Origin of the sequence: Sphingomonas gellani (assembly GCF_900110035.1) — a bacterium.
Classification (GTDB): Bacteria; Pseudomonadota; Alphaproteobacteria; order Sphingomonadales; family Sphingomonadaceae; genus Sphingomonas; species Sphingomonas gellani.
Genome location: NZ_FOCF01000001.1, coordinates 541,876 through 565,767, shown reverse-complemented (window position 1 = coordinate 565,767; position 23,892 = coordinate 541,876). Strand labels below are relative to the sequence as shown.

General features: G+C 66.2%; 34 protein-coding genes and 1 tRNA gene. 14 read left to right on the top strand and 21 right to left on the bottom strand.

Annotated features, from left to right (window positions below):
- Positions 1-41: 41 nt before the first annotated feature.
- Positions 42-1,823: a DNA mismatch repair endonuclease MutL gene (gene mutL, locus BMX37_RS02990; protein WP_093663951.1), complete on the bottom strand. Its 1,782-nt coding sequence runs from the start codon at positions 1,821-1,823 to the stop codon at positions 42-44.
- Positions 1,824-1,971: 148 nt separating this feature from the next.
- On the opposite strand from mutL, the gene BMX37_RS02985 reads away from it, so the two are divergent.
- The 8 genes from BMX37_RS02985 (at position 1,972) to BMX37_RS02950 (ending at position 9,624) form a co-directional block, all read left to right on the top strand.
- Positions 1,972-3,012, top strand: a complete 1,041-nt coding sequence (locus tag BMX37_RS02985) for a rod shape-determining protein (protein ID WP_093663950.1) — start codon at positions 1,972-1,974, stop codon at positions 3,010-3,012.
- A gap of 131 nt (positions 3,013-3,143) precedes the next feature.
- Complete coding sequence (locus BMX37_RS02980; RefSeq protein WP_093663949.1) at positions 3,144-4,025, top strand: rod shape-determining protein MreC; 882 nt, start codon at positions 3,144-3,146, stop codon at positions 4,023-4,025.
- The gene (gene mreD, locus BMX37_RS02975) at positions 4,022-4,540 is read left to right on the top strand and encodes a rod shape-determining protein MreD (RefSeq protein ID WP_093663948.1); all 519 of its coding nucleotides are present in this window, start codon (positions 4,022-4,024) and stop codon (positions 4,538-4,540) included. The genes BMX37_RS02980 and mreD overlap by 4 nt, the downstream gene beginning before the upstream one ends.
- The gene (gene mrdA / locus BMX37_RS02970; RefSeq protein ID WP_093663947.1) at positions 4,537-6,636 is read left to right on the top strand and encodes a penicillin-binding protein 2; all 2,100 of its coding nucleotides are present in this window, start codon (positions 4,537-4,539) and stop codon (positions 6,634-6,636) included. Before mreD ends, mrdA begins: the two co-directional genes overlap by 4 nt.
- Complete coding sequence (gene rodA / locus BMX37_RS02965; protein WP_093663946.1) at positions 6,633-7,745, top strand: rod shape-determining protein RodA; 1,113 nt, start codon at positions 6,633-6,635, stop codon at positions 7,743-7,745. The genes mrdA and rodA overlap by 4 nt, the downstream gene beginning before the upstream one ends.
- 122 nt (positions 7,746-7,867) lie before the next feature.
- A tRNA-Lys gene (locus tag BMX37_RS02960) sits at positions 7,868-7,943 on the top strand.
- A 98-nt stretch (positions 7,944-8,041) separates the two neighbouring features.
- Positions 8,042-8,401: a DUF6481 family protein gene (locus tag BMX37_RS02955; RefSeq protein WP_093663945.1), complete on the top strand. Its 360-nt coding sequence runs from the start codon at positions 8,042-8,044 to the stop codon at positions 8,399-8,401.
- A gap of 575 nt (positions 8,402-8,976) precedes the next feature.
- Entirely contained in the window at positions 8,977-9,624 is a 648-nt protein-coding gene (locus BMX37_RS02950; RefSeq protein WP_093663944.1) for a hypothetical protein, read from the top strand.
- A gap of 146 nt (positions 9,625-9,770) precedes the next feature.
- Here the strand turns inward: BMX37_RS02950 and BMX37_RS02945 are convergent, their stop codons facing one another.
- From BMX37_RS02945 to BMX37_RS18655, 3 genes are read right to left on the bottom strand one after another with little or no spacing between them, the layout of a single operon-like run.
- Positions 9,771-9,956: a helix-hairpin-helix domain-containing protein gene (locus tag BMX37_RS02945; RefSeq protein ID WP_093663943.1), complete on the bottom strand. Its 186-nt coding sequence runs from the start codon at positions 9,954-9,956 to the stop codon at positions 9,771-9,773.
- Complete coding sequence (locus BMX37_RS02940; RefSeq protein WP_244501352.1) at positions 9,953-10,453, bottom strand: cupin domain-containing protein; 501 nt, start codon at positions 10,451-10,453, stop codon at positions 9,953-9,955. Before BMX37_RS02940 ends, BMX37_RS02945 begins: the two co-directional genes overlap by 4 nt.
- On the bottom strand, positions 10,450-10,590 hold the full coding sequence (locus BMX37_RS18655; RefSeq protein ID WP_170841809.1) for a hypothetical protein: 141 nt from the start codon (positions 10,588-10,590) through the stop codon (positions 10,450-10,452). The genes BMX37_RS02940 and BMX37_RS18655 overlap by 4 nt, the downstream gene beginning before the upstream one ends.
- 72 nt (positions 10,591-10,662) lie before the next feature.
- On the opposite strand from BMX37_RS18655, the gene BMX37_RS02935 reads away from it, so the two are divergent.
- Complete coding sequence (locus tag BMX37_RS02935; RefSeq protein WP_093663942.1) at positions 10,663-11,493, top strand: aldo/keto reductase; 831 nt, start codon at positions 10,663-10,665, stop codon at positions 11,491-11,493.
- Here BMX37_RS02935 and BMX37_RS02930 read toward each other — a convergent pair.
- On the bottom strand, positions 11,490-12,386 hold the full coding sequence (locus tag BMX37_RS02930) for a LysR family transcriptional regulator (RefSeq protein ID WP_093663941.1): 897 nt from the start codon (positions 12,384-12,386) through the stop codon (positions 11,490-11,492). The two genes, BMX37_RS02935 and BMX37_RS02930, sit on opposite strands and share 4 nt — an antisense overlap.
- Before the next feature lie 91 nt (positions 12,387-12,477).
- On the opposite strand from BMX37_RS02930, the gene BMX37_RS02925 reads away from it, so the two are divergent.
- Entirely contained in the window at positions 12,478-13,341 is an 864-nt protein-coding gene (locus BMX37_RS02925) for an aldo/keto reductase family oxidoreductase (protein WP_093663940.1), read from the top strand.
- On the opposite strand, the gene BMX37_RS19410 is transcribed toward BMX37_RS02925, so the two are convergent.
- The 3 genes from BMX37_RS19410 to BMX37_RS18415 form a co-directional block, all read right to left on the bottom strand.
- Complete coding sequence (locus BMX37_RS19410) at positions 13,322-15,313, bottom strand: site-specific integrase (protein ID WP_425288425.1); 1,992 nt, start codon at positions 15,311-15,313, stop codon at positions 13,322-13,324. The two genes, BMX37_RS02925 and BMX37_RS19410, sit on opposite strands and share 20 nt — an antisense overlap.
- 356 nt (positions 15,314-15,669) lie before the next feature.
- Entirely contained in the window at positions 15,670-16,629 is a 960-nt protein-coding gene (locus BMX37_RS02915; RefSeq protein ID WP_170841808.1) for a tyrosine-type recombinase/integrase, read from the bottom strand.
- Between the two features lie 133 nt (positions 16,630-16,762).
- Positions 16,763-17,011, bottom strand: coding sequence for a hypothetical protein (locus BMX37_RS18415; protein WP_139197973.1), 249 nt, complete (start codon positions 17,009-17,011; stop codon positions 16,763-16,765).
- Between the two features lie 201 nt (positions 17,012-17,212).
- Here BMX37_RS18415 and BMX37_RS19275 point away from each other — a divergent pair, with 201 nt between their 5' ends.
- Positions 17,213-17,341 carry a hypothetical protein gene (locus tag BMX37_RS19275; RefSeq protein WP_280139208.1) on the top strand — a complete coding sequence of 43 codons (129 nt, stop codon included), beginning with the start codon at positions 17,213-17,215 and terminating at the stop codon, positions 17,339-17,341.
- Between the two features lie 85 nt (positions 17,342-17,426).
- Here the strand turns inward: BMX37_RS19275 and BMX37_RS18410 are convergent, their stop codons facing one another.
- From BMX37_RS18410 to BMX37_RS02860, 12 genes are all read right to left on the bottom strand, one after another.
- Complete coding sequence (locus BMX37_RS18410) at positions 17,427-17,867, bottom strand: hypothetical protein (protein WP_139197971.1); 441 nt, start codon at positions 17,865-17,867, stop codon at positions 17,427-17,429.
- A complete protein-coding gene (locus BMX37_RS18405) occupies positions 17,864-18,316 on the bottom strand; it encodes a hypothetical protein (protein WP_139197970.1) in 453 nt (150 codons plus the stop codon). The genes BMX37_RS18410 and BMX37_RS18405 overlap by 4 nt, the downstream gene beginning before the upstream one ends.
- Positions 18,313-18,627 carry a hypothetical protein gene (locus BMX37_RS02905; protein WP_093663937.1) on the bottom strand — a complete coding sequence of 105 codons (315 nt, stop codon included), beginning with the start codon at positions 18,625-18,627 and terminating at the stop codon, positions 18,313-18,315. Before BMX37_RS02905 ends, BMX37_RS18405 begins: the two co-directional genes overlap by 4 nt.
- A complete protein-coding gene (locus tag BMX37_RS02900) occupies positions 18,624-18,878 on the bottom strand; it encodes a hypothetical protein (protein WP_093663936.1) in 255 nt (84 codons plus the stop codon). Before BMX37_RS02900 ends, BMX37_RS02905 begins: the two co-directional genes overlap by 4 nt.
- A 160-nt stretch (positions 18,879-19,038) precedes the next feature.
- Complete coding sequence (locus BMX37_RS02895; RefSeq protein WP_093663935.1) at positions 19,039-19,350, bottom strand: hypothetical protein; 312 nt, start codon at positions 19,348-19,350, stop codon at positions 19,039-19,041.
- On the bottom strand, positions 19,343-19,834 hold the full coding sequence (locus tag BMX37_RS02890; protein ID WP_093663934.1) for a hypothetical protein: 492 nt from the start codon (positions 19,832-19,834) through the stop codon (positions 19,343-19,345). Before BMX37_RS02890 ends, BMX37_RS02895 begins: the two co-directional genes overlap by 8 nt.
- The gene (locus BMX37_RS19405) at positions 19,831-20,205 is read right to left on the bottom strand and encodes a Ref family recombination enhancement nuclease (protein ID WP_093663933.1); all 375 of its coding nucleotides are present in this window, start codon (positions 20,203-20,205) and stop codon (positions 19,831-19,833) included. Before BMX37_RS19405 ends, BMX37_RS02890 begins: the two co-directional genes overlap by 4 nt.
- The gene (locus tag BMX37_RS02880; RefSeq protein ID WP_093663932.1) at positions 20,205-20,555 is read right to left on the bottom strand and encodes a hypothetical protein; all 351 of its coding nucleotides are present in this window, start codon (positions 20,553-20,555) and stop codon (positions 20,205-20,207) included. The genes BMX37_RS19405 and BMX37_RS02880 overlap by 1 nt, the downstream gene beginning before the upstream one ends.
- A gap of 86 nt (positions 20,556-20,641) precedes the next feature.
- Positions 20,642-21,055 carry an HIRAN domain-containing protein gene (locus BMX37_RS02875; RefSeq protein WP_093663931.1) on the bottom strand — a complete coding sequence of 138 codons (414 nt, stop codon included), beginning with the start codon at positions 21,053-21,055 and terminating at the stop codon, positions 20,642-20,644.
- Complete coding sequence (locus tag BMX37_RS02870) at positions 21,056-21,286, bottom strand: hypothetical protein (protein ID WP_093663930.1); 231 nt, start codon at positions 21,284-21,286, stop codon at positions 21,056-21,058.
- 116 nt (positions 21,287-21,402) lie between these two features.
- Positions 21,403-21,627 (bottom strand): hypothetical protein, encoded by a 225-nt coding sequence (locus BMX37_RS02865; protein WP_093663929.1) that lies wholly within the window; start codon positions 21,625-21,627, stop codon positions 21,403-21,405.
- Entirely contained in the window at positions 21,627-22,328 is a 702-nt protein-coding gene (locus BMX37_RS02860; RefSeq protein WP_170841806.1) for a S24 family peptidase, read from the bottom strand. Before BMX37_RS02860 ends, BMX37_RS02865 begins: the two co-directional genes overlap by 1 nt.
- Positions 22,329-22,375: 47 nt before the next feature.
- Between BMX37_RS02860 and BMX37_RS02855 the strand changes: the two genes are divergently transcribed.
- A complete protein-coding gene (locus BMX37_RS02855) occupies positions 22,376-22,618 on the top strand; it encodes a hypothetical protein (protein WP_244501351.1) in 243 nt (80 codons plus the stop codon).
- A 75-nt stretch (positions 22,619-22,693) separates the two neighbouring features.
- Here the strand turns inward: BMX37_RS02855 and BMX37_RS18400 are convergent, their stop codons facing one another.
- Positions 22,694-22,939 carry a hypothetical protein gene (locus BMX37_RS18400; RefSeq protein WP_139197968.1) on the bottom strand — a complete coding sequence of 82 codons (246 nt, stop codon included), beginning with the start codon at positions 22,937-22,939 and terminating at the stop codon, positions 22,694-22,696.
- A gap of 280 nt (positions 22,940-23,219) precedes the next feature.
- Between BMX37_RS18400 and BMX37_RS02850 the strand changes: the two genes are divergently transcribed.
- Positions 23,220-23,411, top strand: a complete 192-nt coding sequence (locus BMX37_RS02850) for a hypothetical protein (RefSeq protein WP_093663926.1) — start codon at positions 23,220-23,222, stop codon at positions 23,409-23,411.
- Positions 23,408-23,863, top strand: a complete 456-nt coding sequence (locus tag BMX37_RS02845; protein ID WP_093663925.1) for a hypothetical protein — start codon at positions 23,408-23,410, stop codon at positions 23,861-23,863. Before BMX37_RS02850 ends, BMX37_RS02845 begins: the two co-directional genes overlap by 4 nt.
- The last annotated feature ends 29 nt before the right edge of the window (positions 23,864-23,892 follow it).

The window sequence follows — 23,892 nt, the reverse complement described above, 5'->3', positions numbered from 1 at the left end:
ATGTTCTCGGACATTCCGCGAGAATGCTTCAAAATACCGGCTCACTTCCGCCCGAACAGCTTCTCAATATCCTGGTGCGCCAGCTTCACCCAGGTCGGCCGACCATGGTTGCACTGGCCCGAATGCGGCGTCACCTCCATCTCGCGCAACAGGGCGTTCATCTCGGCAACCGACAGGATACGCCCCGCGCGCACCGACCCGTGGCACGCCATGGTGGCAGCGACGTGGTCCAGTCGCTCGCGTAGCGACAGCGCTTCGTCATAGGCGGCCAGCTCATCGGCCAGGTCCGTGACCAGCCCGGTGACGTTCGCGGTGCCGAGCAGCGCCGGCGTCGCACGCACCAGCATCGCGCGCGGGCCGAACCGTTCCACGTCCAGTCCATAATCGGCGAGTTCGGCGGCGCGCGCCTCCAGCCTGTCACAGGCAGGTTCGTCCAACTCGACCACTTCCGGGATCAATAGCGCCTGTGCCGCGATCCGGCCGGTGGCAAGCGCCGCGCGCATCCGCTCCAGAACCAGACGTTCGTGCGCGGCGTGCTGGTCGACCAGCACCAATCCGTCCTGCGCCTCCGCCACAATATAGGTCTTCGCAACCTGGCCGCGCGCGACACCCATTGGAAAGTCGACGGCGGCGGGTGGCGGTACGGCCGCGATCTCGGCCCGCGCGATCGGTGGCGGTGCCGAGAAGTGCGTTCGCGTGTCCGCGACCCGGTCGAACAGCGACGCAGGCACAGCCGGCTGCTGCCATAACGACAGCGGTGCCGCCTCCGTCCAGGGCGCGGCAGCGGGCTCGGGCTGCCACATCTCCTGCATGACCGACGCCGCCGGCCGGGCGCTGCGATGCCCCGCCTCGTCGAGTGCGCGCCGCAGGCCCGATATGACCATCCCCCGGATCATCGCCGGCTCGCGGAAACGCACCTCCGTCTTGGCCGGATGCACATTGACGTCCACCTCGCTCGCCGGAAGGTCGAGGAACAGGGCCACCACCGCGTGCCGGTCGCGGGGCAGCATCTCCGCATAAGCGCCGCGGATTGCGCCGATCAGCAACCGGTCCTTCACGGGACGGCCGTTGACGAACAGATATTGGTGATCGGCCACGCCGCGGTTGAACGTGGGAATGCTCGCGACCCCGCCCAGAGTCGCCCCTTCGCGCTCTAGGTCCACCGCCACGGCGTTCTCCACCAGCGCCCGGTCGGTCAGCGCGGCGACCCTCGCCGGCCGATCCTCCGCCGCCGCGGCCGAGAGGACGCGTCGCCCGTCATGCTCGACCAAAAAGCCGATGTCCGGCCGGGCCATGGCGAGCCGGCGCACCGCATCCAGACAGGCCGCATATTCCGCGCGCGCCGACCGCAGGAACTTGCGCCGTGCCGGCACGCGCGCGAACAGATCCTCGACAACGATCCGCGTGCCCGGCGGCAGTGCGGCGGGGCCCTCCACCAGTAAGGCGCCGTTGTCGACCACCCGCCGCCATCCATCGGCGCCCCGCACCCGGCTCTCCATCGTCAGACGGGCGACGCTAGCGATCGACGGCAATGCCTCGCCACGAAAGCCCAGGGTTGCGACCGCTTCGATCGCCTCGTCGGGCAGCTTGGACGTCGCGTGCCGTTCCAGCGCCAGCGCCATGTCGGCCGGCGTCATGCCGCACCCGTCATCGACCACCTCGACGCGCGTCAGGCCGCCCTCTGCCAGCGACACGGCGATCCGACTCGCCCCGGCGTCGATCGCGTTCTCAACCAGCTCCTTCAACGCGCTGGCCGGTCTTTCCACCACTTCACCGGCCGCGATGCGATTGACGAGGTGCTCTGGCAGGCGCCGTATTGACATGGGTCAGCCCCTAGCCCAATCGGCCCTATCCCGCGACCCCGTGAGTACGCCCAGGGCGATCCGCTTCGAACAGGCTTGCGGCGGGGACTCGGACCTGTGCGAACGCCGCCGGCTTGGGCGGCATAGATAAGACGGACCGTTCCGCCCCATGGCCTTTCCGCGTTTCCTGAAATTCATGTCCCACGACATGGCGATTGACCTCGGCACCGCCAACACGGTCGTCTATGTGCGAGGCCGCGGCATCGTATTGAACGAGCCGTCCGTGGTCGCGATCGAGACGATCAACGGCCAGAAGCGGGTAAAGGCTGTCGGCGACGACGCCAAGCTGATGATGGGCAAGACCCCTGGCACGATCGAGGCGATTCGCCCTCTGCGCGACGGCGTCATTGCCGACATCGATGTGGCCGAACAGATGATCAAGTTCTTCATTCAGAAGGTGCACGGCCCTCGCCGCTTCGCCCGCTGGCCGGAGATCGTAATCTGCGTGCCGTCGGGATCGACCAAGGTGGAACGCCGCGCGATCCGTGACGCGGCATCGAATGCCGGGGCCAGCCAGGTCTTCCTGATTGAGGAGCCGATGGCGGCCGCGATCGGTGCCGACATGCCGGTGACGGAGCCGATCGGATCGATGGTCGTCGACATCGGCGGCGGCACGACCGAAGTCGCCGTCCTGTCGCTGCGCGGCCTCGCCTACACCACCTCCGTCCGCGTCGGCGGGGACAAGATGGACGAAGCGATCGTCTCCTATGTCCGCCGCAACCACAACCTGCTGATCGGCGAAGCGACGGCGGAGCGGATCAAGCAGGATGTCGGCATCGCCCGTCCGCCGGCCGACGGCATCGGCAAGGTGCTGCAGATCAAGGGTCGCGACCTGGTCAACGGCGTGCCGAAGGAAATCCAGATCAACCAGGGCCAGATCGCCGAGGCGCTGTCCGAGCCGGTGGCGACGATCGTCGAGGGCGTTCGCGTCGCGCTGGAAAACACCGCGCCCGAACTGGCCGCCGATATTGTCGATCAGGGCATCGTTCTGACCGGCGGCGGCGCGCTGCTGGAGGGACTGGACGAGGTGCTGCGCGACGAGACCGGGCTGCCGGTCACCGTGGCCGAGGACCCGCTGACCTGCGTCGCGCTGGGCACCGGGCGCGCGCTGGAGGATCCGATGTTCCGCGGCGTGCTGATGAACGGCTGAGATGCCGGCCGCGCTGTTTTATCTCTCCCACCGAGCGGGCATGGTGAAGAATGGCGCGGTCGCTTACATAGTGGCCCCTGTGGCGGAGCATTCGCGTTCGCCAGATCGTTAGCAGCTGGCGGTTCTAGCGCATGCCAACCCCGCGTGACCGCCGCACCGGCTTTTCCCGGCGGCGGCAGAACATGGTTTTCATCGGCTACGTGCTGGCGGTTGCCGGTGCGTTGATCGGTGCTGTGCTGCTGGTCGTGTCGCGCTTCGACCCGCCGATGTTCGCGGCGTTGCGCATGGCGGCCGCGTCCGTCACGGCGCCTATATCGAGCGGGGTCGCCGGGGCGGGCCGGGCGGTCTGGTCGATCCCGCAGGAGATCAGCACCCACTTCCTCGTGCGCGGCGAGAACGAGCGTCTGCGCGCCGTGGTCGCCCGCGACCGGGCGCTGGTGCTGCGGGCGCGCAGCATCGCTTACGAGAACCGCCGCCTGCGCACCCTGCTCGCCCTGCGCGATCGGGAAGCCGGAACCGTGGCCGCCGCGCGCCTGGTCAGTTCCAGCGCCACGAGCGGCCGGCGCTTCGCGTTGATCGACGCGGGACGGCTACAGGGGGTGCAGCCCGGCATGCCGGTGCGCGGACCCATGGGCCTGATCGGGCGGGTCGTTGAGACGGGTCCGTGGGTCGCGCGCGTCCTGCTGATCAGCGATCCGAACAGCATCGTTCCGGTCCGCCGCACGCGTGACGGCCTGCCCGCCATCGCGGTGGGTCGCGGCGATGGCCGCGTCGACCTGCGCTCGGTCAGCGTGGCCAACGCCCGCTTTCAGCCCGGCGACCTGTTCGTCACGACCGGGACCGGCGGGATCTATGCGCCCAACGTGCCCGTCGCCCGTGTGGAGCAGCCCGGCAGCGACACGGTGATCGCGGACACGATGGCGTCGCCCGACACGCTCGACGTCGCGCTGGTGCAGCGGATCTTCCTGCCCATACCGACCAGCCCCGCGCCTTCGGTGCCGGCCAAGAGATGAGCGATCATGTCGATTATCGCCCCTTTGCGCGCGCCCTGCCCCCCGGCCGCGCCCGCGCGCTGCCCTGGATGACGGTGATCGCGGGGTCGGCGATCACCGCATGGCCCGTGATCGCCACGGTGCCGCTGATGCCCCCCTTCGGCTTGCTGATGCTGCTCAGCTGGCGCCTGCTCGCGCCCTTCGCGCTGCGGCGCTGGGCGGCGGCGCCGTTGGGGCTGGCGGACGACCTGTTCAGCGGCCAGCCGCTGGGCAGCGCGGTTCTGCTCTGGTCGGCATGCTTCATCGCCATCGACCTGATCGAACAACGCCTGGCGTTCCGCGATTTCTGGCAGGACTGGCTGATCGGCGGGGGCGCGGTGACGTTCTGCCTGCTGGCGGGCCGCTTCATCGCCGTTCCGTTCGACTCGAGCCTGAACGGCGCGCTGCTGCTCCAGATCGCGGCCTCGGTGCTGCTGCTGCCGGCCACCGCCCGCGTCGTGGCGTGGATCGACCGCAAGCGGGGGCATAGGGCATGAGGCGGCGCCAGGCCCGCGTGGTGACGGAGGCGAGCCAGGCCTACAGCTTCTCGCGCCGGGCATGGTTGCTCGGCGTGGCGCAGGGCGGCGTCGGCCTGATGCTCGCGGGCCGCATGGGCTGGCTGGCGGTGGCGGAGAACGCGCATTTCAGCGCGCTGTCCGAGTCGAACCGGGTCAACATGACGCTGGTGCCGCCCCGCCGCGGCTGGATCGTCGACCGCAACGGCGTGCCGATCGCCAACAACCGCACCAGCTTTCGCGTCGACATCATCCCCGATCGGCTGGAGCGCGGCCCGGAGGAACGTGCGCGTATCCTGGCCACTCTGGGCCAGCTGCTGCGGCTGACGCCTGAGGACATGGACCGCGTCCGCATCGATCTGGACCGTGCCGCCGGGTTCCAGCCGGTTCCGGTCGCCGAGAATCTGGATTGGGAACGCTTCGCCGCGGTCAGCGTCCGGTTGCCGGAGCTGCCCGGCGTCGCGCCCAGCCGCAGCTTCGCGCGCAACTATCCGGGTGGGGCCGCGGTCGCGCACCTGACCGGTTATGTCGGCGCCCCCACGGCGGAGCAGTACAAGGCGACCCACAACCGCCTGCTGGTCACGCCCGGTTTCAAGCTGGGCAAGGACGGCCTGGAAAAGATGCTGGAGGACCGGCTGCGTGGTTCGCCCGGCGAGAAGCGCGTCGAGGTCACCGCGCATGGTAAGCTGGTGGCGGAACTGGCGACCCGCCCGGACGTCCCTGGTCATAACCAGCGGCTGACGATCGATGCCGGCTTGCAGGACTACGCGGCGCGGCGGTTGGGTACCAACTCCGGCTCTGCGGTTGTAATGGACTGCCTGACGGGTGAAATCCTGGCGATGGTGTCCGTCCCGGCGTACGATCCCAACAGCTTTTCCGCCGGGATCAGCCATCTCGAATGGAACATGCTGTCCGAGGACGACCATGTTCCCTTGATGAACAAGGTGACCCAGGGCCTGTATCCGCCGGGGTCGACCGTGAAGCCGATGAACGGCCTGGCGTTGATGCATGCCGGGGTCAGCCCGCTGGATCGGGTCAACTGCTCGGGCGCGCTGCGGGTCGGAACCGGCGTGTTCCACTGCCACAAGCGGGGCGGGCACGGGCCGCTCGACCTCCGCGGCGCTATCATGCAGAGCTGCGACATCTATTTCTACGAGATGATCCGGCGAGTCGGATATGATGCGATCGCCCCTATCGCGCGAATGATGGGACTGGGGCAGAAGTTCGACCTGCCACTCGCGTCGCAACGTTACGGCACGGTGCCAGACTCCGCGTGGAAGCTGCGCAAATATAAGCGGAAATGGACGGTTGCCGATGGCCTGAACGCTTCCATTGGGCAAGGCGACGTTCTGGCGAACCCGTTGCAACTGGCCGTCATGGCAGCGCGTATCGGCTCGGGACGCGCCGTCATACCGAGCCTGTTGGCACGCTCAGATCGACCCAGCGCACCTGCCCTTCCGATCAGTCCGGATCACTTGGCCACTGTCCGGGCTGGCATGTGGGGCGTCGTCAATGGCGGCGGTACAGGAGGCGTGGCACGGATGTACGTACCCGGCGTCGCTTTGGCTGCGAAGACCGGAACCGCACAGGTGCGGCGCATCTCCATGGCCGAACGGCGGTCGGGTGTGCTGAAGAATGGGTCGCTGCCATTCAAGCTGCGCGACCACGCGCTGTTCATCTGCTACGCGCCCGCCGACAATCCTCGCTACGCCGCGGCGGTGGTGCTGGAGCATAACGGGCATACCGTGCGCAATCTCGACACGCCGATGATCGGACGCGACATCATGACGTACCTGTTCGACCGGGAACGCGCGATGACCTCGCTGGCCGATGTGGAGCCTAGCTGGGGCGGCGACATCGCGACGCGCATGGCGGCGCAGGCGAACGCCTATCGCGCCTCCAAGAATCCGCCGCCCGCCGCCGTCGCGACCAAGACGGACGCCGTGGTGCCAAGCGACGCGCCCGCCGTTGAGGCCGCTACCGATCAGGCGAACTCCCAGGCGGCCGACCTGGTCGGGGTAGGCCCCTCCGGCACGACGGTCGCAGAGGACGGCACCACAGAGGGCGCTCAGCAATGAGCCGTCCCCGCATCGTTCCCGAGCCGCTGGCGACGCTGCCGTGGCGCATGATCGTGCTGGTGGTGGCGATCGGCTGCTTCGGTCAGGTGGTGTTGTATTCCGCGGCAGGCGGCAGCCTGAAGCCATGGGCGCTGAAGCAGGGCATGCTGTTCTTCTCCCTACTGGCCGGCTCGCTGATGCTGTCTCGCATTCCCGAACGGCTGTGGAAGACCGCAGCGTTGCCTGCCTACGCAGTGCTCGTCCTGTCACTGCTCGCGGTGGAACTGCTGGGCAAGGTATCTGGCGGATCGCAGCGCTGGCTCGACCTGGGCATCATCCGTCTGCAACCATCCGAATTCATGAAGCCTGGCATTGTTCTGGCCTGCGCCCGATTCTACGACCTGTTGCCGTTCGGGGAGACGCGTCGGTTCGCGGCCATCTGGCCGGCGGCGGCGCTGATAGGGGTGCCGGCGGCGTTGGTGATGCTGCAACCGGATCTGGGGACCGCGCTGATGATCTGCGCCGGCGGTGCCACAGTCATGTTCCTGGCGGGCATTCCGCTGCGGCTGTTCATCGGCGGCGCGCTTGCCGCCGCGCTGGTCATCCCCCTCGCCTTCCAATTCGTCCTGCACGACTATCAGCGCAACCGCATCCTGATCTTTATGGACCCGGAAAGCGATCCTCTCGGCACCGGTTACCATATCAGCCAGTCGAAGATCGCAATCGGCTCCGGCGGCATTTGGGGGAAAGGTTTCCTCCAGGGCACGCAGAGCCACCTGGACTATCTGCCCGAGGGTCATACCGACTTCGTCTTCGCCACCATGGCGGAGGAATGGGGGATGCTCGGTGGGTGCCTGCTGATCCTGGCGTACATTCTGGTGGTGCGCTGGGGGCTGGAGGTCGCCCAGGCGGCGCAGGGCCGCTTCGCACGACTGACGGCAGCGGGCCTGTCTACGACGATCTTCTTCTACGTCGCGATAAACCTGATGATGGTGATGGGCCTGGCGCCTGTGGTCGGCATTCCCCTGCCCCTGGTCAGCTTCGGCAGTTCCGCGCAGATGACCGTGCTGCTGTGCCTGGGCGTTCTGATGTCGATCGACCGCGAGAACCGCCGCCGGCAGCGCTGGTGAAGTGGAAAAACATGCGGTCTGGCGTGGCCGGATGTGAAAAAGGGTTTGCATCCCGGCTCAGGGGTGCTAACGGCGCGCTTCCCGATCGCGGGCGGCTCCAACGGCCTCCCTTCAGCGGTCACGGACGCATAGCTCAGTTGGTAGAGCAGCTGACTCTTAATCAGCGGGTCCTTGGTTCGAGCCCAAGTGCGTCCACCAGATTTGCCGACGGCCTCGCAGAGATGCGGGGCCGTTGTGCCGTGGATCATCTCGGCCCCTGCCTTTCAAGGTATGCCGCGCGCCCAGCGGAAAATAGCATGGCAGCATTCCAGGTACCCGATTTCAACCAACGCGCCGCGGCATCCCGCGATGCGAAGGCACGCGCCCTGGAAAAGCTGAAGAACAAGCCCGCGCTCGATCCAGAAGTCGTCGCCGCACGCAAGGCCGCCAACGAGGCGCGCGAAGCAGCCGAGGCCGAACGCCGCGCGGCGCACAAGGCGGCCATCGAGCAGAAGAAGGCGGCTAAGGAAGAAGCGCGCGAGCGCGCCCGTGCCGAGGCCGAAGCAGCCGCCGCTGCCGCAGCCGCGGCGAAGCGCCCCGTCCATGTCCCCACCCCCGCCGAATTGAAGGCCGCCCGCGACGCCCGCTACGCAGCCCGGAAGGCGCGTCAGAAGTAAGCCTGGGCAGCGGCGGTCCACTTTTCTACGAAGTGGAGCGCTAGGTCCAGGGGGCGTTGATCTGACCAGTGCCGCCGGAAAGATGACCAAGGGCTGCCCTATCGCGGAACGCTGAGTTGAGCCGGACCTTCCGATCGAGCGAGCCCCACTGGGCCTGACCCGCATCAAGGCGGAGTACGAGGCCCTTGGGATGACCATCGGCCTTGTCGTGGAAGCAGCTAATCACTGTGAGCGCTCGAAAGGCCCTGCGGTGTCGGCCACAGGGTTCGGCGATAACCGGGCCGCTGTCTAACGAGCTGACAAGCGGCCGTGATGGGCCCTGCTTTTTCGATTGCAGCGAAATGGGCACGATCCAGCTTGACCGCTGCCCCCTCTGCAAAGCCATACTCCGCAGAAACTTCAACGGGGGGCTATGTCGTTCATTCACCTATTGCGGTGTAAAGCAGAGCCGTTGCCGCAGATCGACGCTTTCAGGGCGACCGGCGTCTTGAGCACTGTAGTGGCTGACAGCTTCCTAGCCCGCCCCACGACCAAAGTGCCTCGAGGGGCGATGACACATCGGGAACACGACCGAGATGCGCGACAACGGCATTTTCTTCGCTCTCGGGCGGGAGGCAGTGGTCAAGTCCCAGCAGTTCAATGAAGGCAGGCGAGAGTTCGAGGAGGTCGAGCAAGCGCAAACGCCGTTTACGGTGGGCGTGTATGACAAGGAAGCCAAAGCCGCAGGGGTCCTGGTGCGCCCCGGGGTCTCCTTGAGCCGTCGGGAGATAGCCACGAAGGTTCAGTACCTCCTAGAATCCGTCGGACTTGCGCAGCAGTACAACATGCAGATTGTGGTCGACCCGATCCCCGACCCGCAGGGCTTCATCGAGATTCTGCTGTCGGCCTCTCGGGTGACGAGGTTTGAGTTCGACTTCTCCGTGCCGAACCCGCCGGATGACGAGAAGTTCGTCCAGCGCCCCCTGAAAGAGCACGAAAAACGCATCGGTGCGACTGAAGGCAAGGCCGTCCTTGAGGGACCCTCGCTTGATGCCGATGAGTTGGTGGACCTGACTCGCGCGGTTGCGGCAGAGGGAGACCACCAGCTGAGCCCGCCGCACTTGGCTGCCCCACAACCCTGCCGCGCAGGACGCAGCAGATCGGAACTAATACCTAGTCGTGGCACGGTTTGCGGAAACTGGCTGGGGCGGCAGGATTCCCATCCTGTCGCATCTGCGAGCTAAGTATTTGATTCCACTAGCGCGCAGGTACCGCCTGCACACATCATTGCTACAGTGCATTGGCACAATTTGCAACGCGTGTTTGGGCTGTCCTTTCTGCGTGCGGAGATGATGCTCTTCGCACTTGGACCGATACCGACGATTGGCGATCAGCCCGCGCGCACGGACCCATTCAGTCCTTCGATCTTACCGGCGAGGCCCGGCACTTCTTCGAGTTGCCGGACGGCTTCGAAACGACCGCGCTCCTCGCGGTAGCGGACGATCTCGAACCCATGTCCCTTGAGCTGCGGCACGGCGTCGATCTCGTCCGCCGATGCCGTGTTGATGTCGATCATGACTTGTCGCTCCACAGATGAGGAAGAAGGCCGTCTTGGCCCCCGATCGGATCGGCGGCGGGAACCGGTACGGCGACGAGGCGCGCCAGTGTCGCCGCATCGGCGGCTTCGCGGCAGACATCCCACACCTGCCCGTAAGGATAGGCGCCGACCAGCAGGAAGTCGGTGCTGGCGGTGATCCGGCAATGCCCGGTCCCCGCCGGCAGCACGAGCAGATCGCCCGCGGCGATGGGCACCATGTGCCCATCTTCCCCGCCCAGCATCACGTCGGCCGAGCCGTCGACACAGGCGAGCGCCTCATGCGCGGACGAATGATAATGGTGATACGGATAGACGCTATCGCGCCAATCCGGGCGCCAGCCATTCCCACGGAGTGTGCCCTCGATCGCGTCAGGGTCGCCCTTGGGGACGACGCCGTAATACATCAGCACCGGCAATGCCGGGTTGTTGGGCATCCAGCCGTTCGGGCCGAGCGTCAACGTCTCGGGTTCCGTCACAGGTTCGCCTGCTCTTCGCGCGGCAGATCGGCGTGGGGCGGGTAATAGAGGCTGGCGCATTCGGCGCGCAGGGCCGTTCCCTTCGATCGTGCCACCTCGATCACGCGGCGCATCCAGCGTTCATCGTCTTCGGTCATCCATATCTCCGGCGGCTCAACGCCAACGAGCGGGACTTGTGCCGATCCGCGGCGTCGGACGTTGACCGCCGCATGAAGACGATCCGCTTCCCCGACGGTACGACCGTCCCCGCGCTCGGCCAGGGCACCTGGATGATGGCGGAAGACCCTGCCCGCCGATCGAACGAGATCGCCGCGCTGCGCGAAGGGCTGTCGCTCGGCCTGAACCTGATCGATACCGCCGAGATGTATGCCGATGGCGAGTCCGAGCGGCTCGTCGGCGAGGCGATCGCGGGTGTCCGCGACGAGGTGTTCCTCGTCAGCAAGGCCTATCCCCAGAATGCCTCGCGCGACCGGCTCTCGCGAGCCTGCGAGGCGAGCCTCGAACGGCTCGGCACCGACCGGCTCGACCTGTACCTGCTGCATTGGCGCGGCAATGTTCCGCTCGCCGAGACGGTCGAGGCGATGGAGCGGCTGGTCGCGGCGGGCAAGATCCTGCGCTGGGGCGTCAGCAATCTCGACACCAACGACATGGAGGAACTCGTCGCGCGCGGCGGCGAAGGCTGTCAGACCGACCAGATCCTCTACAACCTCACCCGGCGTGGCCCGGAATACGACCTGTTACCGTGGCTTGCGCGTCACCGGATGCCGGTCATGGCCTACAGCCCCGTCGAGCAAGGCCGCCTGGTCGCCCACCGCGGCCTTACCCAGATGGCTGCCGTGTGCGACGCCACGCCCGCGCAACTCGTTCTCGCCTGGCTGCTGGCGCGGGACGGCATCCTCCCCATCCCCAAGGCCGGGTCCATCGCCCATGTTCGAGACAACCGGGCCGCGTTAGACCTCACACTGTCCGAAGCCGAGCTACAACGGCTCGACGACCTGTTTCCGCCGCCACGCGGCCCCGAGCCGCTCGCGATGCTTTAGGCGCGAATGTAATCGACGAACGCGCGCAGCGGCGGCGGCACCAGACGGCGGCCGGAATAATAGAGGAACGGGCCGGAGAAGGACTGCCACCAGTCGGGCAGCACCGGTTCCAGCACGCCGCTGGCGAGCACCGGCCGCAACCAGTCTTCGAACAGGTGGATGATTCCACCGCCCGCGACGGCGATATCGACCAGCAGGTCCGCCGCGCCGGACACGCTGGCGATCAGCGGCCCCTGCGGCTCGATCCGCACGATCTCGCCCGAACGCTCGAACTCCCAAGGGCTGGTCAGCGCTCCGCTGGTGAACCGGCCGCGTAGACAGGCGTGATCGAGCAGGTCGCGCGGATGGTAGGGCCGCCCACGCGCGTCGAGATAGGCCGGCGACGCCGCCGTTGCGAAGCGCTGGACGCGCGGGCCGATCGGCACCGCGATCATGTCCTGTTCCAGCCTCTCGTCATAGCGGATGCCAGCATCACAGCCCGACGCCACCATATCGACGAAGCCGTCTTCCGCGACGATCTCGACCTGAATGTCGGGATAGGCGGCGAGGAAGCCGGGCAGGATCGACGGCAATACCAGCCGCGCCGCGCTGACGGGCACGTTGAGCCGAAGCGTACCTGCCGGTTTGTCCCGGAACAGGTTCACGACGTTCAGCGCCGCCTCCACTTCGCCCAGTGCCGGTGCGAGCCGCTCGATCAACCGCGTTCCCGCTTCGGTCGGCACGACGCTGCGGGTGGTGCGATGGAGCAGCCGGACGCCCAGCCGCGCTTCCAGCCGCCGCACCGCTTCGCTCAGCGTCGAGGCGCTCGCCCCGACGATCCGCGCCGCGTCGCGGAAGCCCCGCGCCTGCGCGACCGCCAGGAATGCGTTGAGATCGGCAAGGTCCGCCTTCATTGTTCGATTTTCCGTACAGCCCGTACGGATCACTCCGGCTTATCGCGATGATCCGCAAGCCATATCTGGGGGCCAGCACAGGAGAACAACAATGACGATCGACCAGGCAGGCACCTATTCCTTCGCCGGACGCGCCGTGAAGCGGCTCGGCTATGGCGCGATGCAGCTCGCCGGACCCGGCGTGTTCGGCCCGCCGCGCGACCATGATGCGGCGCTCGCCGTGCTTCGCGCCGCAGTCGAGGCTGGGGTCAACCACATCGACACCAGCGACTTCTATGGCCCGCACATCACCAACCGACTGATCCGCGAAGCGCTGTCCCCCTACTCCGATAACCTGCTGATCGTCACCAAGATCGGCGCGCGACGTGGTAATGATGCGTCCTGGCTGCCCGCGTTCGAAACGGACGAACTGACCCGTGCGGTCGAGGACAATCTGACGAACCTGGGGCTGGAGGCGCTCGACGTCGTCAACCTGCGTCTGATGTTCGATGTCCACGGGCCCGCCGAGGGATCGCTCGCCGCGCCACTGAAAGCGGTGGCGGATCTCCAGCGCCAGGGGCTGGTGCGCCATATCGGGCTGAGCAACGTGACGCCGACGCAGTTCGAGGAAGCCCGCGACATCGCCGCGATCGTCTGCGTGCAGAACCAATACAACCTCGCCCACCGCGACGACGATGCCTTTATCGACGCGCTAGCGGCGGAGGGTATCGCCTATGTCCCCTTCTTCCCGCTTGGCGGGTTCAGCCCGCTCCAGTCGGCGGCGCTCTCCGACGTAGCCGCGCGGCTCAAGGCCACGCCGATGCAGGTGGCGCTCGCCTGGCTGCTCCAGCGCTCGCCCAACATCCTGCTCATCCCGGGCACGTCGTCAGTGGCGCACCTCCATGAGAACCTCGCCGCGGCATCGCTGACGCTGCCCGAGGATGCAGTGGCCGAACTCAATGCGATCGGCGGATAATCAGGCCGGTCGGTTGGCGAGCACCGCGTCGAGCAGGCCGGGAAAGCGCCGGTCGAATTCGGCGCGGCGCAGCGTGTTGATCATCTCGCGCCCGGCCTGTGTCGTCTCGATCAGCCCCGCCCCGCGCAGCAACTTCAGGTGGTTGGACAGCGTGCTCTTCGGGATGGACTCGCACGGTGCGGCATCGGTGCAGGCAGATGGTCCGCTGGTCGGACAGATGGCCGGTCACGATCGGGATCTTCGCCACCGTGGCCTTGAGCTTCTCGAGCGAGGCGCGCCCCGGATAGCGGGTCATGCCCTCGCCACCGGTCCCCTTGTGGCCGGGCAAATCGTTGCGGAACTCGATGAAGACCTCCTGGTCCTTCAACTCGTCCGACACGGTATGGCGGGCGGAGTGCATCGCCTGACCGCGCTTCCGGTCGGGCACGCTCGGCGCGATATAGATCCACCACAGCTTGTAGAAGACGTCGCCCAGCTTCCGCTTGGTATCGCCGCCGGGCACGAATGCGGGGAACAGCAGTTGCTCCCCCGCCGCGCGCATTGCCTCGACATAGCGCAGGAAGCCGAGCCGGATCAGTTCGTCGGCAATGACGATCACGCGCCGGGCGGACTTGTTCTTGATCCGCCCGGTGATGGTGGGGCGGATCAGCAGATAGTCGATGCCATGCCGCTCCTCGACATCGTCGAGCATGAGCTTCGCCAATTCCTCGCGCCGCGCGCCGGTGTACCAGACGAGCAGCAGCAGGTAGTACAGGCCATCGTGGATGACCTTGGAGCCGGGCTTCAGTCGCTCCTCGACGCCGACGCAGCCGGTCCAAGGCGGCAGGCGGAAGATCGCCTCGCCCTGCTCACGTGTATAGCGCAGCCGCGCCTCGCGTTCGTCTTTGTCGATCGGGGCCGTGAACTCACCGAAGTCGATCGGTTCGGCGATGGGCACCGCCTTGCGCGTGAAGCTGTGGATCTGGCCCAGCTTGTTGAAATGCTTGTTGGCGGTGCCGGTGGACAAGCCGATCTGATCGATGGGCACATCGCCCGTCTCGACCCGATCGGCGAACACGACTGCCGCCTGTTCCAGGCTCTGCCCGAGGTCGTGGTCGCCAGCCGCCTTGCCATAATTGACGGAGAGCTGATCGAACCATTTGTCGAGCTTGACGATGTCCGCCTTGGTAACCCGCCACATCGGCGTGCCGGACGGCAACGACTTCTGCAGCAGCACGGCGGCCCAGCGGATCTGGCGCAAAGTCTGTTCGCCGACGCTGTCCTTCTCACGCTTGCCGCCCTTGCGATGCTCCAGCAGGCGGGGCGTTGTGGCGATCATTCGTTCCGCCACCTCGACGGGGGTGCAATGCAGCCAGTCCTCTGGCACCCCTGGAGCCGTACCGACCGGCGCAGGATGAACGCCAGCGACGGGCGAAGGCGACGGCTGCGCGGGTGTAGGCGTGGCCGAACTGCCAGGCGCCACCGCCCTGGGCGTGGCCGCACCTCGCAGTTGCGCCTCTGCGGCGGCATAGACATCGCGGTACGCCGGGTAGAGGGCGAGTTCCAGCATCCAGCGCAGCCGGTCATCGATCGCGAAACCGGCGGCGGCAAGATGGCGATCGATCTCGTCCTGCCGGATCGGGTCGATCCCTTGCTCCTCCCGCATGGCGATGATCGTGCGCAGGTCGGCGATCCGCTGCGCGCTCCAGCCCTCCGCCTGCAACTTCCGCTCTTCGGCCGGCAGGAAGGACATGCGACCGCCCTGGTTTTTCAGGCGCTCGAAATAGTCGACGAACGCCAGATTGGCGGCCGAGTGGTCCTCGACATCGTACGGCGTCGATCGCTGCAGGGTGCAGACCTCCGCCAGACGCTCCTCGTACATCGCCTTGGCGATCGCCTGGAGCTCCTGCTCGGTGATATCGGTCTTCTGCCTGGCCCGCCTGTCGAGCATCTCCAGCACCCTCGGCGTCACCGCCGTGAGCGCCGCCCCCATGTTGCGCGCTGCCTTCCGGTCGGTGGTCCGCAGCGACAGCCGAATATCTAGGGTGCCATTATCCAATAAACGATGAATTCGGCGCCACCAGAAAATGTGTCCGCGCCGATATACATGTTGAAGACAGTCCAAAACCGCGGCCTTCCCGGCCAGCGCATTGGCACAATCCGATGCACAATTGTGCAGGTGCCAACGGCCGCCCCTGATAGTCAGCCAGCATCTTCAAACACTTAGCAGCCAATTGGCTGGGATTTCAGGCAGATGGCTGGGGCGGCAGGATTCGAACCTGCGTATGACGGTACCAAAAACCGTTATAGGTCATTGAAGTTGCTCCGAATGATTGCGGAAACGTCCAGTTATCCACAACGCGTTTCTGCGGTTTTCTCAGCGATTTGCGGAACGGCTTGGGCGGCGCGCGCCTCCAGTTTGGCAACGGCACTATCGCTCAGGGCAGCGGTCATCGCCTGATAGGTGTCGAGCATCCGGTTGACGGTCGTCACGGTCCAGCCGAGCATCGCTGCGATCTCTGACGGCGTCGCGCCAGCCTCGGCCAGCGCCGTGCAGGTGGTTCCGCGCAGGTCGTGGAAATGCAGCCCGTTCAGACCGGCCGCGACCACCGTCGATCGCCAGTGGTGGTCGAAGTTGACCGCCTGTCCCTTGTCGCTCACCGTCCACGGCTTGCCGTTGTGGGAAAGGATGGTGGCCGTCCTGCGCGGCTCCGCATCGAGAAGAGCCTTCAGCGACTTCGTAACCGGCATGTCTACCAGCCGCTTGCGCTTGCCCTGGCGGAACCGGAGGCGCGTGCCGTCATAACTGGACCAGCCGAGCTTCAGCAGATCGACCTTCCGCTGCCCGGTACTCAGGCCGAGCTCGAACGCCAGCAGGATGGAGGGCGACGCAGCAGCCCGCAGCGCAACGATGTGCGGCGGCAGCCACAGGTGTTCGGATCGATCGGCTCGATAGACCTTCTTGGGTCGCGTCGCATGGTTGTGTCGAAGCAGGCCCCGATCGCGCGCCCACTCCAGCACGATCCGCAACACGCCGAACACCGCGTCGGCCTGTCGGGCCGATGCCTCGGCCATCTTGTCACGCCAGGCGAGAAAGCGCGGCCTGATCTTCGGATCCTCCAGCACCTCGATCGGATGGCGAGCGTACTCCGCCTCGATCTTGGCGATAGCGCCGGCGTAATCACGCTTGGTCCGCGGGGCGAGGCGGGCCCACTCCGGTGATTTCTGATAGGCGTCGAGCAGCGCTTGCATGGTGCCGCTGGCGCGCGCCTTCTTGGGCGCCCCGATGGCCTCGTGATAGGCGCGCATGAAGGCGGGCGTTCCGGGCCCCCACGCCTCGTCCTCATCACCGGCAAGCGGCTTCAGCGCACCAACGCCGCGCATCGTGTAGTAATAGCGGACCGTACCGTCTCGCAGCACCTTCCGGTGGCGATAGACCCCCTTAAGCGGCGCGCGCATTTTCCGCTTCCCACTGCTCGAGTGGTGACAGTTTGCGCGACGTCGCGATGCCGGTGGTCTGATCCAGCACGCGATCATGCTGGCGCACGTCATACCGCGTCGTGCCCTGCACCGCGCCGGGCACAAGGCCCCTCGCCTGCCACGCGTCGTACGTGGCCGGGCTGATCCCGCCCAGGTACTCGCAGATGCCCTCCTTCGTCTGAAGGCGCGCGTTAGGGTTGAAGCTGCTCACCCGCCCTCCCCTTCATCTGTGGTGGATGCCATGATCGAGGCGTCTTTCGCGTAGCACGGGCCGCCCATGAACCGATCGGCGTCTGCCGGAAGGTTCGAAACCGGGAAGCATGGCAAGCATGCGGTAAAGCCGTCGTCATCCGTGCGGTACTTATCGCTCCGCAGCTTCGCCCCGCACGCGCCACAGGCTGGACGCTCACCCATGGGCTTCATCCTTCGTCTGGAGGGCGGCGCGGGTGAAACAGCGGGCGAACTCACCCTGATCGTCACCGCATCGAAAGCAGGAGCCGTCGTGGTTGACTGGCGCGCCTTTGCAACGCCGTGTTTCTGAAAGTGCGTCAACCTCGGCCATGAACCGGGCTTTTGCGGCCAAGGATGTGGCAACCCTCATTGGGTCCACATCGCGCATCATTTGTTCAAGCCCCATGGCGCGTGCCCCACGCTGCGATGATTGCTCGAGCACCGACACGTCCGGTCCAGTCCATATCCAGGCTGTCGTCCAGCACATCTGCTAGCCAATCTTCGTCTGGCGCTACCTCCCCCTTATCGGTCGCGGGAGAGAGGGCGGCGACCTCAACCGGCTGGACCAGCAACGCTGCCCGCGCGATTTTATCCGTCGTCCCGCCCCAGAATGCCTCGCCGGTGCCCATGCAGTACGCGTCGGTCGGCCCATATTCGGTTTTGAAGCCGAGAGTGCCGTTGAAGATAAATGGCCCTGGCGGACAATTGCCGAGGCTGACCCGCTCCACAGGCACAGGCACCTCGTCTGACGGTGTGGGGGTCCGCTTGGGCCAGCGCGGATCATCAGATGCCTGCGACATGGCAAGTTCGCTCGCGCGCTCGTTGTCGTTGGTCACGCCCCCTCTCCCGTGGGTGTAGGGGCGGTAGCGTTACGGGCACGCAATGCCTTCAGCCGGGTTGCAGCTTCCAGAAGCGAGCCCAGATGCCAGCGCCACACGAGCGCAGTCTGAGAAGGCACCTCCCGCTGTTGCTGGACATAAGCCTTCCGACATGCCTCAATCGACGCCTCAAGCCGATCATTCGGACGCTCCGCTTTCAGCGGGTCCACACCGATATCTGGCCACCCACTCGGCACGGTAACGACATCGCTGCCTGACGAGAGGCGGTGGCGGGCGAAGACTTGGACGATAGGGTCATCGTCGCTCTTTCCACGCTCAATGCCACGCCTAATCTGGGCTTGGATTTCGACAGTCGCACCGTAGCGAAAGCGCCGGTAGATATCCGCAGCCGCATCCCTATCCGCCTGCGTCACCGGCACAGGGCCGCTTGGATCAGTATGGGTCATGCGGTGGGTCCCTGACCGGAGAGTTCGGCAGCGGCCTTCACGCAAAGCGCCGCGATCTTCGCGCGTGACGCCGCCATGTGCGCTTCCACGATGGGAACGGCCAACTCCCACGCCACGTGGTACATGCGGCGACTGCTGTCCCCGCTGGGGACGCCCAGCTGCAAGCCATCTTGCCGCCGTCCGAAGGCATCGCGCACGTCGGGCGGCTTGTGCCACGTCTTGGCTTCCGCCAGTTCCGCAAGCAGCTTTTCGGCCGTCTCAACTTCACGATATGCGTAAGCGATATCGCGTGCGGTTTCGAACGAGATCATGCCCTCACCTCCTGGTTGCCCTGACCACGCGCTTCCTCCGCGATCAGGGTGGGGTCCGGTGTGGGAGCCTTTGAGGCGGAAGCGACCGGGTAGAGGGATGGGACGACCTCGCCGCGAGCGGTGCGGACCATGCGGCCCCACTGGCCCGCGCAGGTCCGGCGGATCGCCTCGACGGAGGCGACGGCACTGCCCACGATCACCAGCTGACTGGTGACGCCGAGGGCTTGGTACACGGTGTCGGTCCAGGTCATGCGACGGGAGCCTCATTCCAGAGCCGTTCTGCGACATCGAACGGCGGACGACGGGTGGCCTGCACGCGGACGTGGCCGGGCCGGGTGGACTGGGCCGCGGTGCGTCGGCAGCGGAGGATATGGCCGGGAGCCACGGTGACGGTGCGGCACTGCGCGGGCATCAGGCCATGATCCCGTGTCCGAAGTAGCGGCGCGTCGGCCGGTCCCCGGCGGGCACGAACGGCTCGCCGGCCTCGATCACCTGCGCGCTGCGGAGCGACGCCTTGCGCTGCCGGCGCATCGCCCCGGCGGGGAACGGCGCCTTCACCGTGGCTTCAGGGGCCTTCAGGGTGCCGATGCTGGGGAGCGACACCGAACGACCGTCACGCAGCTGCGCGAGGATGGCGGCGAACACCGCGTCGACCTGCGCAATGGCAGCCTCGCGATCCTGACCGTCTTCGACCAGGCGCCTTACGATGCCGGGATCAGCCATGTCCGGTGTCCTTGTGCGTTGAGGTTGTGGGAGGCGCCGCGCTCAGGCGCAGGTATGTCAGCGAGGCTTCGCCTGCGGCGGCCTTGAAGCTGGCAGTGACCCGGTCGTGCTCGGCGAGGACGCGGCTGGCTTCCGCCTCATCACGATCGCGAGCGGCCGATTCCGTGATGATCGTCAGGGCGGTCGACAGCTCGCGGACGGTAGGCTTGCGACGTCGGGCGCGGCGCAGGCTATGCGCCTGCTCTACCACCAGCAGCAGCGCGCGGCCGGCAAGGCGGCGGTCGGCATCCAGTCGGAGCTTCTCGCCCCGCAACCGGAAGCGCTCCTCTGCGTCGGCCATGTCGACCTTCCGCGCGGTCAGTGTGCTGTAGTCCTTGATCGGATCGCACCGGGCGACTTGCGCTTGGAGGCGACGCAGCCGGACGGCGTCGAACTCCATCTCGCCGATCGCGGTGTCCAGGTCGGGGCAGTTGGTCATGGTCATCGCGGTGCGCCCCCATGCTCGGCGAACAGCGCGTCGGCAGCCGCGACCTGATCGATGCCGTGCAACTCGTTCCAAGGGCCGTGGCCAATCGTGTGGATCGCTTGCGGCCCGGTGCGGTGGCACTTGTGGCAGACCGGCAGCACCAAGCTATGCCGGCGGGTCAGCCGCTTAAATCCGTCGCTGACCACGTGGTGCACCTCAACCGGCCGTTGCCGGCAGGCGATGCAAGGCATGTCAGCGACAATCGCGTGGAAAGCGCGCTCTGCGGCAGACTTGGCCTTGCGGCTGTTCGTCGCCCGCTTGGCCCGGCGCGGGGTGTCGCGCTTTCGGCGGAGCGGCGTGCGACGGGTAAGAGGCGCAGACCTCCGCATCAGCCGGCAGCCCGGTCCAGATAATCACGACAGGCGGCGGCAAGCGCATCCTCGCCGTCCTTGCGCGGCAGGCCGATGCTTGCCGCCTCGGCGTCGTGCGACGCGATCAGCACCGCTTCCAGCCCGCTGGCCAGGCAGTGGATCACCTCATCCGCATACCGGCGGAACCGGGTGGCGAAGTGCTGACCACCGCGGGCGAGGATCAGAAGCTCGGGCAGGGCATCGGCGGCGTGGCCTGCGGCGTCGGCCAGCAGCGGCGCGATCGCGGCGGGGACAGGCGTTGCGCCCTCCCCTGCCCCGTCGATCAGAAATCGTTCTGTGGCGCTATCCAGTTCGGGCTGGTGAAGCACTGACGTTCCTCCAGGCCGCGTGGTGCGGCTATGAGAAGAACGTTAGTCGGATGTTTCCGACACGTCAAGCGCCAGTCGGATATTTCTTACTCATCATCCCATACAGGATCGGGCCAGAACCCGGCATCGTCGTTTGCTGTAGATTCGGTGTTTGGCAGGCGATCAGCCTGCACGCTCGGCACCGGTAGCAACGGCTGCTCGCCGTCGAACGCCACCCGTGCCCAGCCACCGAACGATGCCTTGCCCTGGAACACGGCCACAATCTCCCGGCCCTCACCGATCAGCTTCCCGATCCACGGCGCCCGCTCTGCGGTGACATAGCCCAGCTGCACACCACGGCAGGAGTAGACCGCGACGGCATAAGGGTCCTTGGGATTCTTCGGCTCGGGGCGGAGCTCGACCGGCTCACCGGGAGCGCACAGGTTCAATTCGAACCACCGAGTCGGGCCGCGACGGTTGGGATGGTCAGCGCCGACGATCGCAAGCGACAGCGCCAGCACTTAGCCGGCGAAATGGGCAATCAGAGAAAGGCCCCCTGTGATCCCGCCTACCGTGAGGGCAATGATGCCTACGCCGGTGGCAATCCACTGCCATTGCCAGCTCCGTAGATCCGCCTTTGTTGGAAGCTGAACAAGCTTGTCGTTCACCTTGTCGAGCTTGCTGTCGATAGACGCGAGCGCCGCGCTAACGTGCTCCATCTGAACCTCAAGCCGAGTGACGCGCTGTGTCATGGCATCTGATGTGCCCCCTCCTCCCCCTCCGCGCAAGGGGAGGTCGCCAGTCCCATGGTTTCGACCGCGAGACGCCTGCATAGCGCGCCAAGCTTCGCGCTGCGAGTCATCTATGCTCATTCAGCCGACGTCCAACCCGTGAGCTCCTGAAAGCGCTTAAAGGCATCGATGTTGATTTCGTCGAGACGCTTTTTTTCCTCTGTCAGATCGACACCCGTTTTTGCCTCAATCTTCTCTAGGGCAACGATAATGGGGTTAATAGTTATCGCGATTGACAGGTAAGCGCCGCCCGCTTCGCCGCGAACGGCTGCGCGATTCCATTCGTCCTTATCAAACGGCATTACAGATCCCTCGCAAACCGGATCACCCTACCCCAGATCACCACCTCGTCGGCGTCGACCTCGTAAGGCTCAATCGTCTTGTTGTCGGATATGACCAGGATGCGCTGACCGCCCGCGATCGGCCGCAACCGTTTGATGGCCGCGCCGCCATTGATCGAGGCTGCATAAATCCGGTCGGCGTGCAGCAACTGGTTCTGTGTCGTGTCGATCCACACCAGATCGTTCGGGACCAGCGTGGGAAACATGCTGTCCCCTGCCCCGCCAGCGAGACGCAGCCGGTGCGGCGGTGTGCGGGTGAACGAGCGGATGTAGCCGGCGTCGAAGTGCAGCGCTTCCTGCTCGACGTAATCGTCTACCAGCGCGCCCGGCCCCATGGGTAGAGACAGGTCCAAACGGGCAATCTCGACCATTTCGCCTGCATCGGCGGTGCGGGTTGGCAGATGGTCAGAAGCGGCATCAGGGTCACCGGACGCAGCCCGGTACAGATCAGCTTCCGTGCAGCCGATCGCGCCCAGCACCTTCCGCATGTTGTCCGATCGCGGCGACCCGCCGGCGGCTTTCTTCAGGTCGGTAAAGTACCCACGGTTAACCCCTGCTCGCTTCGCCCACTCGCCCTCCAGCAGGTTGGATGGCTTCAGCACCATGAGCGCTTCGTAGAGGCGCCGGCCCTTCAAATCTTCGGCAGATGCCATGTCGGACATGTCCCACACGGCGGCTTTTGTCGGAAGCCTGAAGTTTCCGACTTGCGATGTCGGATACATCCGACTATGTTTCCGACATGCTGAACGACGCGGACATACTTGCCGACATCGAACGCTTTCGAGCGAAGCACGGTGTCCCCGCCACTACCTTCGGTCGACAGGCTATTGGCGACGCAAATCTGATCGCAAACCTTGCGGCGGGCCGCGAACTGCGCCGGGCTACCGAGGCCAAGGTCCGCAGCTTCATGGCCGAGTACCGCCCCACCCAACCCGAAGGGATTGCGGCATGACCCGCTCGCACGAAGCCATCGTCGGCGGTTGGCGGCGTCAGACCGAGTGGGAAATCGCTCAATGCCTGCGGCCGATCATTCCGGCCGAGGCATTGAGCGATCTTTTGCGGAGTATGCGGACTCCAGCACGTGGCTCGTCCAATGGTTGAAGAACCGCCTTGCCGGCCCGTCCGGCGCAATTTCGGCGCGCAGCGATCCGTAACCAGCAAGCTGTACGCAGTCGGCTCCTGTGATTGCTCCGGATCGAGCAAGCTGCTCAATGAGGCGCGCCATGACATTCGCCGCCAAGTCGGCTTGTTCACGGGCGAAATCATATCCCATTCATCGTCTCCGGTGGTTGTTCGCACCAGCACCGTAGCCGAAGCCGGGGGCGTCGCAACCGCTCCCGGCGGAGGGCTGGCAGCATGACCACGTGTCGCTGCGGCGCTTGGGACGGCCACCCGGAAGCCCGGTCGTGCACCGTCGCTGATTGCGACCTTCGCCAGCCCTGTTCCCTTACCGATGCGGTGGTCCCCTCCCACCCGTGCACCCGCATCGGGGCCGGCGGCGTGACCGCCACTGCCGCCGGCCATCATTCACCCGAACCCATGGAGATTGCTGCATGAGTCCGCTTCTCGTCATTGCCGCGGCAGTCGCCATCCCCGCGTCGATCCTGCTCGCGATCGGCTTCGGCTGCTCCGTAGCGGGGCTGGTTCGCCATCGCCGCGACCAGCGCGCGAGCGATCGCCAAGCGGACTGGGCGCGGGGCGGCATGCAGGGTGGTGCTGTTCATGGGATGGGCGATAACCTGTGATACCGCGCAACGTCCTTCCGAAGCGCAGCGGTCCCGATGAAGCGACCTTCGCCACGCTGTTTGTCGCAGGACTCGCCCGCGTCGCGGCCAAGCTGGGCAAGGGCGCGCTGGCGGATCGCATGGGCCGTACCACGCGGTCGCTCGACAACATTCTGGGCGGAGGCTCCACCAGCGGCAAAGCGATGTTCGACGCGCTGCTGGCGGACGAAACCGCGCTGGACGAGGTGCTGGCATCCTACGGGTTCCGCCTGTGCCCGCTCCACTCCGAGGCCGCGAATGACCTGACCGTCGCCGCTGGCGTGATCGACGCCATGGGCGAGCTGGTCCGCTCCCGGTCGGACGGCCACCGCGACCACAACGAAACACTTGCCGTTGCCACGCTGCTCCGGCCGCACCTGCCCGCGATGCAAGCCATCGTGCGTGAGGCGGACGAACTGCGCGGCGCCGCCTAACCCCAAGGATCTAGCGCGGGTCCAACCCC

Coding starts and splice junctions, on each gene's coding strand:
- mutL (WP_093663951.1), bottom strand. CDS start 1,823: ATGTCAATACGGCGCCTGCCAGAGCACCTCGTCAATCGCATCGCGGCC.
- BMX37_RS02985 (WP_093663950.1), top strand. CDS start 1,972: ATGGCCTTTCCGCGTTTCCTGAAATTCATGTCCCACGACATGGCGATT.
- BMX37_RS02980 (WP_093663949.1), top strand. CDS start 3,144: ATGCCAACCCCGCGTGACCGCCGCACCGGCTTTTCCCGGCGGCGGCAG.
- mreD (WP_093663948.1), top strand. CDS start 4,022: ATGAGCGATCATGTCGATTATCGCCCCTTTGCGCGCGCCCTGCCCCCC.
- mrdA (WP_093663947.1), top strand. CDS start 4,537: ATGAGGCGGCGCCAGGCCCGCGTGGTGACGGAGGCGAGCCAGGCCTAC.
- rodA (WP_093663946.1), top strand. CDS start 6,633: ATGAGCCGTCCCCGCATCGTTCCCGAGCCGCTGGCGACGCTGCCGTGG.
- BMX37_RS02955 (WP_093663945.1), top strand. CDS start 8,042: ATGGCAGCATTCCAGGTACCCGATTTCAACCAACGCGCCGCGGCATCC.
- BMX37_RS02950 (WP_093663944.1), top strand. CDS start 8,977: ATGCGCGACAACGGCATTTTCTTCGCTCTCGGGCGGGAGGCAGTGGTC.
- BMX37_RS02945 (WP_093663943.1), bottom strand. CDS start 9,956: ATGATCGACATCAACACGGCATCGGCGGACGAGATCGACGCCGTGCCG.
- BMX37_RS18655 (WP_170841809.1), bottom strand. CDS start 10,590: ATGACCGAAGACGATGAACGCTGGATGCGCCGCGTGATCGAGGTGGCA.
- BMX37_RS02935 (WP_093663942.1), top strand. CDS start 10,663: ATGAAGACGATCCGCTTCCCCGACGGTACGACCGTCCCCGCGCTCGGC.
- BMX37_RS02930 (WP_093663941.1), bottom strand. CDS start 12,386: ATGAAGGCGGACCTTGCCGATCTCAACGCATTCCTGGCGGTCGCGCAG.
- BMX37_RS02925 (WP_093663940.1), top strand. CDS start 12,478: ATGACGATCGACCAGGCAGGCACCTATTCCTTCGCCGGACGCGCCGTG.
- BMX37_RS19410 (WP_425288425.1), bottom strand. CDS start 15,313: ATGGGGGCGGCGCTCACGGCGGTGACGCCGAGGGTGCTGGAGATGCTC.
- BMX37_RS02915 (WP_170841808.1), bottom strand. CDS start 16,629: ATGCGCGCCTATCACGAGGCCATCGGGGCGCCCAAGAAGGCGCGCGCC.
- BMX37_RS19275 (WP_280139208.1), top strand. CDS start 17,213: ATGGGCTTCATCCTTCGTCTGGAGGGCGGCGCGGGTGAAACAGCGGGC.
- BMX37_RS18405 (WP_139197970.1), bottom strand. CDS start 18,316: ATGACCCATACTGATCCAAGCGGCCCTGTGCCGGTGACGCAGGCGGAT.
- BMX37_RS02905 (WP_093663937.1), bottom strand. CDS start 18,627: ATGATCTCGTTCGAAACCGCACGCGATATCGCTTACGCATATCGTGAA.
- BMX37_RS02900 (WP_093663936.1), bottom strand. CDS start 18,878: ATGACCTGGACCGACACCGTGTACCAAGCCCTCGGCGTCACCAGTCAG.
- BMX37_RS02895 (WP_093663935.1), bottom strand. CDS start 19,350: ATGGCTGATCCCGGCATCGTAAGGCGCCTGGTCGAAGACGGTCAGGAT.
- BMX37_RS02890 (WP_093663934.1), bottom strand. CDS start 19,834: ATGACCATGACCAACTGCCCCGACCTGGACACCGCGATCGGCGAGATG.
- BMX37_RS19405 (WP_093663933.1), bottom strand. CDS start 20,205: ATGCGGAGGTCTGCGCCTCTTACCCGTCGCACGCCGCTCCGCCGAAAG.
- BMX37_RS02870 (WP_093663930.1), bottom strand. CDS start 21,286: ATGACACAGCGCGTCACTCGGCTTGAGGTTCAGATGGAGCACGTTAGC.
- BMX37_RS02865 (WP_093663929.1), bottom strand. CDS start 21,627: ATGCCGTTTGATAAGGACGAATGGAATCGCGCAGCCGTTCGCGGCGAA.
- BMX37_RS02860 (WP_170841806.1), bottom strand. CDS start 22,328: ATGTCCGACATGGCATCTGCCGAAGATTTGAAGGGCCGGCGCCTCTAC.
- BMX37_RS02855 (WP_244501351.1), top strand. CDS start 22,376: ATGTCGGATACATCCGACTATGTTTCCGACATGCTGAACGACGCGGAC.
- BMX37_RS18400 (WP_139197968.1), bottom strand. CDS start 22,939: ATGGGATATGATTTCGCCCGTGAACAAGCCGACTTGGCGGCGAATGTC.
- BMX37_RS02850 (WP_093663926.1), top strand. CDS start 23,220: ATGAGTCCGCTTCTCGTCATTGCCGCGGCAGTCGCCATCCCCGCGTCG.